We start from the raw sequence: 13,395 nt of genomic DNA on the forward strand, positions 1-13,395 counted from the left end.
CTCATAAGAGGAAGCGTCATGCGACTTGATCAAAGACTTGTCGAACTCGGTTATTATCAAACGCGCGCACGGGCAAGCGATGCTATTTCTCGCGGTGCAGTGTCCATAAACGGAAATATGGCAAAAAAAGCAGGACAGAAAGTTGGCAACGATGCCGATATCAATGTTGATGATCCCGCAAGCACATATGTATCCCGAGCAGCGCTTAAACTAAAAGCTGGCCTTGAATATTATGGCTTTGACGTTGCAGACAAAACAGCGATTGATATCGGGGCATCTACAGGTGGCTTTACGCAAGTGCTTCTGGAACAAGATGCAAAACACGTCATTGCTGTCGATGTCGGACATAACCAACTGCACGCATCATTAGTTAATCACCCGTCTATTACACAATATGATGGGCTCAACGCGCGTGAACTTGGTATTGAACACCTTACTGGGCATCAGATAGATATTGTGGTCAGCGACGTGAGTTTTATATCTTTAAAACTGGCACTGCCGCCTGCCCTATCTCTAGCCAAGAGTGGAGCCGTTGCAATTTTGCTCATCAAACCACAATTTGAGGCTGGAAAAGATGCAATTGGAAAGGGTGGACTTCTAAAAGACCCCACCTTGGCGGAGAAAATAGCAGAAGATTTACGTCTGTGGCTTGACGCGCAGCCCAATTGGTCTGCATTAGACGTTATCCCGTCTCCCATTTTAGGTGGAGATGGTAATAGAGAGTTTCTTATCGGGGGCGTCAAAATTTGACTACAGTAGAACTTACAATTGATCACGTGGGCGTTCGTGGTGACGGAATTGCGCAAAATGATCAAGGTCCAATCTACATCCCATTTACACTTAAAGGGGAACATGTATCGGCAAATGTTTCAAATTCTCGCGGCGACGTATTGCAAATACTGGATGCAAGTCCATCACGTGTAACTCCTATCTGCAAGCATTTTGGCGAATGTGGTGGATGCGCAACCCAACATATGAATGCAGAAACTTACTCAGACTGGAAGTTAAGCATTGTAAAGGATGCACTCCAAAAAGCTGACGTCGACACACCAATTGAAATGATAAGCGATTGCCAGGTGGGTGAACGACGACGTGTTACTCTGACAGCTAATAAGACAAATAAAGGTACAGAGCTGGGATATCACAAGGCCGCAAGCAATCAGCTTATCGCGATTGAAGAATGTCCCGTTGCCACAAGAAGAATTGTCGACCACCTATCCCATATTAATGATGTTGCAAGAATAGTTACGCTTCATTCAAAACCTGCACATTTAACAATCACCGCATTGGATAACGGTCTAGATATTGCGATCTCGGCGGAATCCAAAATTGGCGAGAGTGAGATTCAAGCAATCATCAAGAAGGTAGTTGCAGGTAGGGTAATCAAAAGACTTGCCTTCAATGATCAAACTTTAGTTGAAACCGAAGCACTCACCACAAGTTTCGGCGATATTACGGTATACCCTCCATCCGGTTCATTTTTGCAAGCCAGCAAACGCGCCGAATTGTTGATGGTGGATATCGTAAGCAAACATCTTAAAAGCTCGAAAAAGGTCGCTGATCTGTTTTCTGGCTGCGGCACATTTACTTTTCCATTGGCGAAAAAGAGCCAAGTGCATGCAGTTGAGATGAGCGGAGCCGCGCTTAATACAATTGACAATGCATTTCGAATTCAACAAGGCCTAAAACAAATCACAACCGAACGACGTGATCTAGCCCGCCGCCCGCTCATGCGAGATGAATTGAAGCACTTCCAAGGTGTTGTATTTGATCCACCGCGCGCTGGTGCCGAAACACAGGCCAAACAACTCGCGCGTTCGGTTGTGAAGAAGATCGCAGCAGTATCATGCAATCCTATTACGCTGGCACGCGACCTGACAATCTTGACAGGCGGGGGCTTTAAAATCAAATCAATTACTGCAATTGACCAATTTCTATTCTCCGCGCATGTGGAGGTCGTGGCATTGTTAGAGCGCAAATAATGGCACGCATTCTATCGCTAACTGATAATAAAAACAGCGCACTGCAAAAAGCTATTGAGCTCCTGCAACGTGGCAAGCCAATTGCCATGCCCACTGAAACCGTCTACGGGCTTGCGGCAGATGCAACAAACCCTGAGGCCATCACGTCGATATATGAAACCAAGGGTCGACCACAATTCAACCCACTCATCTGCCATATGTCGGATCTTATCATGGCGAATAGATATGCCGAATTTGATGCTCTTTCGCTTAAGTTGGCCAAAACTTTCTGGCCGGGTGCGCTCACTATCATATTAACCCTTAAAGCAGACAGCGGCATTCACAAACTTGCAACAGCTGGTCTTGATACTGTTGGCATTCGTATTCCCAAAGGTTCTGCATCAAAACTGATCGCTAAATTTGGAAAACCATTGGCAGCGCCGAGCGCAAATTCCTCCGGCAAAATAAGCCCAACAACTGCACAGCACGTGCAGGATGATCTGGGACAAAAAATAGAACTTATCCTCGATCAAGGGGCATGCGAACTTGGTGTTGAATCCACAATTATCAAAGTTATGGGGGATGATGTATATCTTTTGCGTCCGGGGGGTATTTCTGCAACCGATATAGAAAATGTCGTCGGTAAACCCCTGATGCGCTTAGACGAGAATGTAGACATAGAGGCTCCCGGAATGCTCAAATCACATTATGCTCCGAATGCTAAGGTGCGATTGAACGTGAACGCGGTATCGCCCGAAGACGTGCTCATTACATTTGGTGATGTGAAAATCATAGATGCTGATGTTGCGCGTGCGCAATTCAACCTCAGCACCTCGGGCAATTTAAAAGAAGCAGCACACAATCTGTTTGATATGATGATCATGGCTGATAAAGTCGAGGCGGATATGATAGCTGTTGCCCCAATCCCGAATGATGGATTGGGCGAAGCCATCAATGACCGTTTAAAACGTGCTGCGGCACCACGAGATTAGAAAACCAAAGCTAATGGAACTTTCATCTGAACTGATCGAACAATTTCGCGATATTGTTGGTGTAAATAATGCTGTAACCAATCAGGATGATATCGCACCACACCTGGTTGAGAACCGCGGTCTATATCATGGCAATTCGCCGCTTTTACTCAAGCCCGGCTCAACAGTTGAGGTTAGCGCGATAGTGAAGCTTGCAAACGAACACAAAATTTCCGTCGTTCCGCAAGGTGGCAATACTGGCCTTGTCGGTGGGCAAGTTCCTGATGGCGACATAATCATCTCACTTTCCCGCATGAATAAAATCCGCGAAGTTGATGTTTTAGGCAGTGTCATGGTAGTTGAAGCGGGAACTATTCTTGCCAACGCACAAGCTGCAGCAGAAGAACACGATCTTCTTTTCCCACTTTCGCTTGGCTCAGAAGGCACATGTCAAATCGGGGGCAATCTTTCCTCCAATGCGGGTGGCACAGGCGTATTAGCCTACGGTAATTCTCGTGAATTGTGCATGGGGCTGGAAGTTGTTCTACCCAATGGGGAAATTTGGAATGGGCTAAGGCGTCTTAAGAAGGACAACACCGGCTATGATCTGCGTGATCTTTTTATTGGGGCCGAAGGCACATTAGGCATTATCACGGCCGCCGTTTTAAAACTTGTTCCGCAACCTATTGGCCGCGAGGTTATGTATGTGGGTCTTGATAGTCCATCAGCAGCACTGGAATTGTTTAATATTGCGCGTAGGCTTTGCGGTCCATCACTGACGGGCTTTGAACTTATGCCGCGTTTTGGTGTTGAAATTACCATCAAACATATAGATGGTTGCCGAGATCCACTTAGCGATCCTCACCCTTGGTATGTGCTGGTTGAGATATCATCCGGCCAATCAGAAAAAGCTGCACGTGATCTTGCAGAAGCTTTTTTTATGGAGGGCTATGAGAAAGGCTTTGCTAAAGACGGTGCAATGGCGGAAAGCGAGGGCCAAAAACAAGCTTTTTGGAATATGCGCGAGTCTATGTCGGAGGCTCAGAAGCCAGAAGGTGGCTCAATCAAACATGATGTTTCAGTTCCGATTGCAAAGGTTCCTGATTTTTTAGAAACAGCCTCCGATGCAGTCTCTAAATATATGTCAGGAATCCGAATTTGTGCCTTTGGCCACATGGGAGACGGTAACATTCACTATAATATTTCTCAGCCTGTTAACGCGGACAAACAAGATTTTTTATCGCACTGGGTGCCCATGAATAAGATCGTTCACGACATAGTTTTGCAAATGAACGGTTCGATTTCAGCCGAACACGGCATTGGGCAACTCAAAAGAGATGAACTTGCGGCAATCCGAGACCCTATCGAAATCGAGCTAATGCAGGGTATTAAGCACACTTTTGACCCCAACGGCATTATGAATCCGAACAAGGTTTTGCAGCGTTAACATAGTCCTGCTTTATAAAGTAAATAAAAGTCTAAGCCCTTGGTTTACTTTTGATAACCATCTTGGAAACTCAGAATTTCTTAACCTTGAAATTTAAGTGGTCTCGAACTGCTCTCATGTAAATTGCATATCAACGAGAGAGCAAAAGCTCCAGTTAATGAGAAGATCCGAAAACGGGCGCTCAAGAGTTTAAGAGGCGAATATAATGGCGACGACTATAAGAAAGCCCGAATGGGCTAGTTTTGATTTTAGAATTTTGCCGGGACAATTCCCGCACCGTTTCAGCTTTAAATCGGCTGGCTCGAAGAAAGACATCCACGTTACATTAAGTGAACGTGGTGCTGTGATAGATAGAGTATTAGAAAAGTCAGATCTGCCTATCTCTGTCGCACTTCCAACAACACAGTTTAGAGGTATTGCCGCTCGCGCAATTGATGATGGTACTGGCCAATCTACCGTTACGCTTGAACTTCACCATGATGATGTGGACCTTTGCATTCCCCTTCTTGTTGATACTGAATTATATAACATAGCTGATGACTGGCGCGCCTGGTCAGAAGCTTACAATATACCGATGCTTTTGGTCGAGGCCGATGGTGTTGCTCGCCCTCTTGATGAAGATATGGCTCGCACAAATGCAGCTCCCGAAGAACGTGCCAAGGCAACTCATACAACAAATGAGCGCCGTAGAAATACATCATCAGCAAAACGCCGCCCACGTTTTCTTCTTCGTCGCAAAACAGGAGATCTGGGTTGTCGCATGCAGATTTCAGGTAGAGAGATCATCGCACGCGCTTAAAGTGTATCAACCTCCCGATACATAAAGCCATAAAAGAGAGCAAAGATTAATTCTTGCTCTCTTTTTTTATGCGCCCATCTAATATTCCAATAAGTGTCGCGCTGACAATAATAAGCAGGACACCAAAATATTGTGAGGGCGCTAGTATTTCTTGGACGATGAAAACAGCTAAGAAGGTTGCAACCAGAGGCTCTATGGTTGTAATGACTGTCGCAGTCGATGCATTAATTCTGGTCAGACCATTCATATAAAGAACATTCATCAGAAGTGTGCCAAGCAAACTAACCGCAACGAATGAGCCCCAAACATTTAAATCTCTTGATTGAGATAATTGTTCCAAGCCTTGCCATGTGGATGGGAAAAGCAAAAGCAAGGGTATTGCAAAGGTAAGCGCTGAAAACAAAAGATTTTTCGCGCTTATTGTCCGTAAAGCGATCTTACCCAAAACTGCAAAAATTGCGTACCCAATGGCAGATCCGAAACCAAAGCAAAGGCCGAGAAGCGAGAGTTTTATCTCTTGTCCTTGGGTGTTCAGAACAAATGCGACACCTGCAACAGAACAAAAAACCAGTGCCCATTTAACAAGACCGGATATCTCACCGAGAAAAAAACTGGCCAGAATCATCACCCAAATGGGCGCAGTATATAGAAGTGCTACCGCGAGCGTCACGCCTAGATATTCTGTTGCAATAAAAAACAGCATACTGAAACCAAATACAACAGCGATTGAATGAGGTAGCAATAGTTTCCAATTATCTCTCATAAGTGCAAAGCAACCACGAAAAACAATGGGATAGACTGCCAAAAGGACGACACATGTAATTAGCATACGAATAGAAGCAACTTGAAAACCAGAAAAACCTGCATCGAACAAAACGGTGCCAAATGTGCCCAATGTACCTGCAAGCGTTGCGGATGTAGCGACGAATAAGATGCCTAATTTCATTACAGAATGCTCACGATAAAAATAAACCTGCGAGCAGGCTTAAAAAAATTGCCAGTCCAATTTTGCTATTGGATTTAAACAATGCAAGGCACTGATCTCCATCATCAATATCCAACACTCTAATTTGCCAAATAAATAAAATAGAAGCCACAAGCAAACCAAAATAAACCACTAGCCCCACACCTGCGGACATAAATGACAGAGTAAGAAACAAAAGCGTTAGCCCATATAATACCATGAGCCATGATTTAGTTTTATCACCAAACAACCTTGCGGTGGAACGCACTCCAATAAGAGCATCGTCATCTCTATCCTGATGTGCATAGATCGTATCATAGCCAACAGTCCAACAAACTGCGGCAATATAAAGACTAATAGAAGTCCAACTCACTTCTTCAAAAACAGCGGCCCAACCAACAAGGGCACCCCATGAAAATGCAAGACCTAAGACGAACTGGGGCCAGTCGGTAAAGCGTTTTGCAAAAGGGTAAATCGCTACAATTACAAGCGAAGCGATAGACAGAAAAATTGTAAACCAATTGAACTGTAAAACAACCAACGCACCAACTATGACTTGCGCAAATATAAATAATCTCGTCTGTTTACGGCTTATGCGGCCAGCGGGTAATGGCCGAGAGCGAGTGCGTTCAACCTTCGCATCAAGCTTATGATCAACCAAATCATTAAATGTACAGCCAGCACCACGCATGGCAATCGCGCCAACGGTAAAGAGTAAACAATGGAAGACAAGTGCCTGAATGAGTAGATGAAAATCTGGATTAGATTTTACCAAAACGCTTGCTGCGAGCGTAGCGGACCATAAGCAAGGCCACAATAATAGTTGCCACCCTATTGGGCGGTCCCATCGCGCTAACTGCGCATAGGGCCATGCTTTTTGGGGTAATAGTTTATAGACCCAGTTATCAGATGGGGCATCGGCAACTTTGCCACTTGCAAGAGCTTCATCATTCATAGTTTGAGGCCATCTTTTCTAAATAATTCAACCGCGTGATTACCCACATCTATCATATCTTTTCATCAATGGTCAGTGGGTAATTTTAACGCGCTCTTGACCGAAAGCTTCGCAAACTCTAGGCAAGAGCAACATCAACACAATACTGGGATCTTGGCTATGAATGTACTCCTCATCGGCTCTGGCGGACGCGAACATGCACTTGCTTGGAAGATTGCCCAATCACCTCTTTTGACCAAGTTATTTGTGTCTCCCGGAAATCCGGGCATGAACGAACATGGTGAAGCTGTTGCACTAGATGTTAGCGATCACCAGTCAGTCGTTGCCTTTTGCAAGTTACAAGATATCAACCTTGTTGTAATTGGGCCAGAAGGCCCGTTAGTAGACGGTATTACCGATCCACTGGATGCCGCTGGCATCAGCGTTTTTGGCTCCAGTAAGGCGGCCTCCCAACTTGAAGGTTCAAAAGGTTTTACCAAAGACCTTTGCAAGAAATATGCAATTCCAACGGGTGCATATGAACGCTTTAATGATGCTACCTCTGCCAAAGCCTATGCAACGAAACAAGGCGCTCCGATTGTGATCAAAGCGGATGGCTTGGCTGCGGGCAAAGGTGTGACGGTTGCAATGGAAATGGATGAAGCACTTGCCGCCATCGACGATTGCTTTGAAGGAGCCTTTGGCCAAGCTGGTGCGGAAGTCGTTGTCGAAGAATATCTCGACGGCGAAGAGGCAAGTTTTTTTGTTTTATGTGACGGCAAGAATGCGCTGCCCCTCATTGATGCACAAGATCATAAACGTGTTGGCGAAGGTGACACAGGTCCTAATACTGGCGGAATGGGTGCCTATTCTCCTGCCCCTATTATGACCGATGAGATGATCCAGCGTACAATGGATGAAATTATTCAACCTACCATCGACGGTATGGCAAAAGATGGCTATCCTTTTAAGGGCGTGTTTTTTGCGGGCCTTATGATAACTCAAAAGGGCCCTGAACTTATCGAATATAACGTTCGTTTCGGTGATCCAGAATGCCAACTCCTAATGCTGCGCTTACAGAGCGATCTATTACCACTTCTAAAAGCCACAGCCGATGGCACGCTTGCGGGTAAAAAAGCATCATGGGATGATCGTGTTGCGCTAACGGTCGTTATGGCGGCAGATGGTTATCCAGCGTCTCCCAAAAAGGGTTCTGTAATTACTGGGCTTGAAAAAATAAACGATCCAGACGTTAAGATTTTCCATGCTGGTACAGCCATAAAAGAGGGAAAGCTTATCGCAAATGGCGGACGTGTTTTAAACATCACAGCCACCGGTAATAATATTCTCGAAGCACATGAAAAGGCTTATAACGCAGTGTCCTTGATTGATTGGCCTGAAGGTTTTTATCGTAGAGATATAGGCTGGCGCGCCATTGAACGTTTGCAGAAGTAAGGTCGCATTTTGCCAACATGATTAAGTATTAATTTACCACGTCTGCTCACCAAGCTCTAACTTCGCTCTGATATTATCACTGAGAACAATTTTGTTTTCGGTGGATTTTATCATGATCAGGCAACTTGCTATCAGTTTAGTTTTACTCGCTTCAATAGCGTCATACTCACACGCAGACGAGAAGAAACCTTTGCTTGAGACCAATAAAGGGAGCATGATCATATTTGGATGCCCGAAGTGCGAACCAGAGGTTGAAGTTGAGGAAGTCGTGCTGGAGCAAGGTTCTCAAATTTTGGATGTTCGAAAAGTTGGCGAAAACCTAAAAATTTATCGCACCGAAAATTGGCTTGGTGGCAGCCCTGTTTCTTATATTCACATGCCGTCCAATCCAAATGACAAGCGTTTTTCTGCGTTGGTTGAGGGCCCTCTTGATATAACGCCTTTGCCAACACCACTTGATACAGAAGCAGTTGCCTCCATCGGGGATCAAAAAATGCTGGATACTAATATTATTGGACCTAGAAGAGCTAACTCTGAACAAGACAGCTCCGAAGGTTTAGCCGTCTTAAACACGACGGATACAGACCCCGTTATGGCATCTGTAGATGAGACAAAAGAAATTGTACCACAAAAATCAACCGAATTTGATGCAACTACTCTTGAGCTTCGATTAAATTAACTTCGAGCTAGCCTGATATCTTTGAAAAATCCGCAACAAGCAAAATACTATTTCTAATCTGTGCAAGCAATGCGAGACGGTTTTTGCGAATGGTTTCATCATCGACATTCACCAAAACATTGTCAAAGAAATCATCAATTGGCGCTCTTAGCGCACCAAGCGCTGTCATTGCCGCCGCATAATCTTCCTTGTTGAGTGCCAAAGATGAGGTTCTTTGTGCAGCAATCACCGCGCTGTTAAGGTTTGCTTCCGCATCACCCTCAAAGAGTTTTTCATCAATAGCATCGGAAATCACCATGCCCTTTTTCTCTTCGGCAGCTAGTATATTTGTCGCGCGGCGATAACCTGCAAGTAAGTCTTTACCTGCATCACTTTCTACCAAGTCTGCAAGCGCAACAAGCCTGTTGGTTAAAGAAACCAAATCACCAGAATTATCCGTCAGAACTGCATCAATTAGATCGTGTCGAGCACCTTTGTCGCGAAGATAAATTTTTAAACGATCATGGAAAAACGAGAGTAAATCCGGTGTTGTTTTTATAAAACTACGTAAATCAACACGAAGGTGATTTTCAAGAATTATACGGATGACGCCAAGCACTGCGCGTCGAAGCGCATAAGGGTCCTTTGATCCCGTTGGCTTTTCATCAATTGCCCAAAATCCGACAAGCGTATCGAGTTTATCAGCCAACGCAATCGTAACAGCGACAGGGTTCGTTGGCACTGCATCTGATGGGCCTTGTGGCTTGTAGTGCTCTTCAATGGCAGCAGCGACAGATGGTGTCTCGCCTTGTAATTCAGCATAACGACGGCCCATAAGGCCTTGAAGTTCGGTGAACTCAAATACAGCCTCAGTCTGCAAATCAGCCTTTGCCAAATATGCAGCGCGCTTAACTTCAATAACATCCGCTCCAGTTATATTTGCAAGTTGTTCAGCCAGTGCTGCAATACGTTCAACGCGTGCACCTTGAGAACCAATTTTGGCGTGGAACGTCACGTTTAACCAATCCAAACGCGCCATGCGCTGATCGAGCGGCTTTTTCATATCAAGATCAAATTTATCAGCAGATTTTGCAATCTCTGTTAAATCAGGCAAATCCTTCTGATCCGTCTGCCAGAAATAAAGCGCATCTGATAATCTGGCGCGAACAACTTTTCCATTGCCATAGGCAATTTCTTTGCCTCCATCTGCCGCTTCGATGTTTGATATCAGAATAAAGCGGTTTGCAAGCGCACCATCTTTGCCACGCAATACAAAGCACTTCTGGTTTGTTTTAATTGTCAGGCGGATGACTTCATCGGGAATTGCCAAAAATTCTTCTTCAAATTCACCCATCAAGACAACGGGCCATTCCACAAGTCCTGAAACTTCATCTAGCAGACCCTCATCTTCGACAAGCTCAAAGCCAGATGCAAAAGCAAGATTTTGCGCATCGGATTTGATGATTTCCTTGCGACGATCAGCATCCAAAATCACTTTGGCTTTTTCCAAAGCAGATACATAATCGTCAAAACGTCTGACTTTGATCGCTTCTGGCACATGGAAACGGTGACCGAAGGTGATATTGCTTGATTTGATACCGCTGATTTCAAATTCAATAACTTCCGGCTCTTCTGTTTCTGGACCAAATGTACATATGATACTCTGCAAAGGGCGAACCCATTTTAGCGCGCCAGCACGGTTGGAAGCTTCACCCCAACGCATAGATTTCGGCCAAGGAAAATTTTTAATAATTGCAGGCATAACATCAGCAATAATATCTTCTGCTTTACGTCCTGGCTTTTCAATCACAGCGACATAAAATTCGCCTTTCTTAGGATCTGATTGAATCTGCGCATCCTCAACAGACGACAGTCCCGCTCCACGCAGGAATCCTTCGATAGCTTTTTCAGGGGCATCGACACGTGGGCCTTTGCGTTCTTCGCGAATATCCGCAGACTTTGCCGTTACACCGCGCACATCAAGCGTCAAACGACGAGGCGTCCAATATTCACGTGCGGCTTCATAAGTCAGGCCAGCATCAACAAGCGCATCAGTCACGAGTTTCTTTAAATCGCCAGCTGCTTTACGCTGCATACGAGCAGGAATTTCTTCAGAGCGAAGTTCTAGTAATAAATCAGGCATTTAAGTTAACTCGAAATCTTGTTTGTGTTATGTGCTTTAGGCATTTAAATCTTGGCCAAAGCCAATATCATGACCATCTGGATCTTGGATCCCGAACTCTAATACACCGTAGGGCTTTTCATGCAAGTGATAGTCTATTTCCGCTCCGCTTGCAGTTAGTTCTTCATAGAGTGATTTTGCATCATCCACCCAGAAATAGGCGTTCCACATATTTTCCACGATTTGCCAATTTGGTTCTGTTTTACGATCTTCAGGCTTTTGGCTTAGCATGAGAAAACAGGCATCGCGACGCAAAATTGCGAAATCCGCGGGTTCGCCCCAAAGACGGGCGTCAAACCCAATTTTATCCTGCCAGTAGGCAACACTTTTTTTAAAGTCCGAAACAATAAGGACAGGTGCCTGAGATATGAGCTTTGCTTTTGCCATTACATTCTCGCCGCTGGTTATTTTACCTATGCCAGCATTTAACAAGAGTTCGATCAGATGTCACCCAAAAACAAAACAGCTCCTCTTTCGGTATGAAATTTATAAATTGGATAAGTGCTACTATACGTGCTGATCAAACATAATCGGATTACCATCCGGATCCTCAACGACAAAACTTGCTGGACCAGATGTGTTTTCGTCCACTTCTTCAGCAATTTTGATGCCTTTGGATTTTAACTCTTTCTGGATATCCCGAATATCGGTGTAATCAGGCACCGCTTGCCCATCCGCATCCCAACCGGGGTTAAACGTAAGAATGTTTTTCTCAAACATACCTTGAAACAACCCAATCACACAGGATTGGTTTTTCATAATTGCCCAGCCCTGTTGAGATTGATCGTGGAAAATATCAAAACCAATGTTTTGATAAAACTTAATAGATATCTTTATGTCTTTGACGACAAGACTGGTTGAAAAATTTCCAAGCTTCATGACGAACTCCCATTATCCTTTCTAGACAGGATAATGTTCTTATGAATTTTCGCAAATCAAATAAAAATGAGTCGTTTCGATCTTTGACTTAAGCTTTAACCAATGCACCACCAGCATCGGTCTGCAAGAAAGCTTCACCACACTGGCGGGATAGGTTGCGTACACGCAGTATATAACTCTGACGTTCAGTTACTGAAATCACGCCTCGTGCATCGAGCAGATTAAACACGTGCGATGCTTTGATGCATTGGTCATAAGCTGGCATAACGCATTTGTGCAGATTGCCAGTTTCACCTGGATCGCCAGCCTTAAGAAGTGCTTCGCACTCGCCTTCAGCATCTTCAAAGTGCCTTAGCAACATGGCAGTATTGGCATATTCAAAGTTATAGCGCGAATACTCTTGTTCAGCTTGAAGGAACACCTCGCCATAGGTAACTTTGTCATCACCTTCACGGCCATTGAAATTCAAATCATAAACATTATCAACGCCTTGAACATACATCGCTAAGCGCTCGATACCATAAGTCAACTCGCCAGCAACGGGCGTGCACTCAATACCACAGACCTGCTGAAAATACGTGAATTGCGAGACTTCCATACCATCGCACCAGCACTCCCAACCAAGACCCCAAGCGCCAAGTGTCGGACTTTCCCAATCATCTTCTACAAAGCGCACATCATGAACCAGCGGGTCAAGGCCAATAGCCTCAAGCGAGCCAAGATATAATTCCTGCAAGTTGGAAGGGTTTGGCTTTAAGATCACCTGATACTGGTAAAAATGCTGCAAACGGTTTGGGTTTTCGCCATAGCGCCCATCAGTTGGGCGGCGCGATGGTTGAACGTATGCGGCATTCCAAGGTTTGGGACCAAGTGCACGCAACGTTGTTACCGGGTGGAATGTTCCAGCGCCAACTTCCATATCGTACGGTTGCAAGATCACACAGCCATAATCTGCCCAATAATTATGAAGCGTCAAAATCAGGCCCTGAAAAGAGCGTTTCGGGTCCATATGGTCTTTAGATGGTGTTGTCATAATCAATCTTAATGCAAGCTCAGTGCTAGTGAATATTTAGTTGTCGCTCATTCGCATGGAGACGGCTTGCGGTCAAGATGAAATGCAAAAGGCCGGACGTGATGTAAGCGAT

At 44.9% G+C, this 13,395-nt stretch carries 13 protein-coding genes; 7 read left to right on the forward strand and 6 right to left on the reverse strand.

All coding sequences use genetic code 11. The features are described 5' to 3' along the window. Positions 1 to 18 precede the first annotated feature (18 nt). The 5 genes from G3W54_RS04725 to G3W54_RS04745 all read left to right on the forward strand — a co-directional run bounded on the left by G3W54_RS04725 (position 19) and on the right by G3W54_RS04745 (position 5,178). Positions 19 to 750: a TlyA family RNA methyltransferase gene (locus tag G3W54_RS04725; RefSeq protein ID WP_162651971.1), complete on the forward strand. Its 732-nt coding sequence runs from the start codon at positions 19 to 21 to the stop codon at positions 748 to 750. Continuing rightward, positions 747 to 1,982, forward strand: a complete 1,236-nt coding sequence (locus tag G3W54_RS04730; protein WP_162651972.1) for a class I SAM-dependent RNA methyltransferase — start codon at positions 747 to 749, stop codon at positions 1,980 to 1,982. Before G3W54_RS04725 ends, G3W54_RS04730 begins: the two co-directional genes overlap by 4 nt. Then, entirely contained in the window at positions 1,982 to 2,953 is a 972-nt protein-coding gene (locus G3W54_RS04735) for an L-threonylcarbamoyladenylate synthase (RefSeq protein ID WP_162651973.1), read from the forward strand. Before G3W54_RS04730 ends, G3W54_RS04735 begins: the two co-directional genes overlap by 1 nt. Positions 2,954 to 2,966: 13 nt before the next feature. Next, a complete protein-coding gene (locus G3W54_RS04740; protein WP_162651974.1) occupies positions 2,967 to 4,379 on the forward strand; it encodes an FAD-binding oxidoreductase in 1,413 nt (470 codons plus the stop codon). A gap of 205 nt (positions 4,380 to 4,584) precedes the next feature. Continuing rightward, the gene (locus tag G3W54_RS04745) at positions 4,585 to 5,178 is read left to right on the forward strand and encodes a DUF6101 family protein (RefSeq protein ID WP_162651975.1); all 594 of its coding nucleotides are present in this window, start codon (positions 4,585 to 4,587) and stop codon (positions 5,176 to 5,178) included. Between the two features lie 46 nt (positions 5,179 to 5,224). Here G3W54_RS04745 and G3W54_RS04750 read toward each other — a convergent pair whose 3' ends face one another. Together G3W54_RS04750 and ubiA are read right to left on the reverse strand one after the other, a co-directional pair. Beyond that, complete coding sequence (locus G3W54_RS04750) at positions 5,225 to 6,124, reverse strand: DMT family transporter (RefSeq protein WP_162651976.1); 900 nt, start codon at positions 6,122 to 6,124, stop codon at positions 5,225 to 5,227. A gap of 10 nt (positions 6,125 to 6,134) precedes the next feature. Further along, entirely contained in the window at positions 6,135 to 7,097 is a 963-nt protein-coding gene (gene ubiA, locus G3W54_RS04755; protein WP_162651977.1) for a 4-hydroxybenzoate octaprenyltransferase, read from the reverse strand. A gap of 159 nt (positions 7,098 to 7,256) precedes the next feature. Between ubiA and purD the strand changes: the two genes are divergently transcribed. Together purD and G3W54_RS04765 are read left to right on the forward strand one after the other, a co-directional pair. After that, complete coding sequence (gene purD / locus G3W54_RS04760) at positions 7,257 to 8,531, forward strand: phosphoribosylamine--glycine ligase (protein ID WP_162651978.1); 1,275 nt, start codon at positions 7,257 to 7,259, stop codon at positions 8,529 to 8,531. Positions 8,532 to 8,643: 112 nt separating this feature from the next. Then, a complete protein-coding gene (locus G3W54_RS04765; RefSeq protein WP_162651979.1) occupies positions 8,644 to 9,210 on the forward strand; it encodes a hypothetical protein in 567 nt (188 codons plus the stop codon). A 7-nt stretch (positions 9,211 to 9,217) separates the two neighbouring features. Here the strand turns inward: G3W54_RS04765 and glyS are convergent, their stop codons facing one another. The 4 genes from glyS to G3W54_RS04785 all read right to left on the reverse strand — a co-directional run bounded on the left by glyS (position 9,218) and on the right by G3W54_RS04785 (position 13,283). Then, a complete protein-coding gene (gene glyS / locus G3W54_RS04770; RefSeq protein WP_162651980.1) occupies positions 9,218 to 11,332 on the reverse strand; it encodes a glycine--tRNA ligase subunit beta in 2,115 nt (704 codons plus the stop codon). 36 nt (positions 11,333 to 11,368) lie between these two features. After that, entirely contained in the window at positions 11,369 to 11,758 is a 390-nt protein-coding gene (locus tag G3W54_RS04775; RefSeq protein ID WP_162651981.1) for a VOC family protein, read from the reverse strand. 120 nt (positions 11,759 to 11,878) lie between these two features. Next, a complete protein-coding gene (locus G3W54_RS04780) occupies positions 11,879 to 12,250 on the reverse strand; it encodes a VOC family protein (protein WP_162651982.1) in 372 nt (123 codons plus the stop codon). Positions 12,251 to 12,338: 88 nt separating this feature from the next. Then, a complete protein-coding gene (locus tag G3W54_RS04785) occupies positions 12,339 to 13,283 on the reverse strand; it encodes a glycine--tRNA ligase subunit alpha (RefSeq protein WP_162651983.1) in 945 nt (314 codons plus the stop codon). Between the last annotated feature and the right edge of the window lie 112 nt (positions 13,284 to 13,395).

This window comes from Lentilitoribacter sp. Alg239-R112 (assembly GCF_900537175.1).
Lineage (GTDB): Bacteria > Pseudomonadota > Alphaproteobacteria > Rhizobiales > Rhizobiaceae > Lentilitoribacter.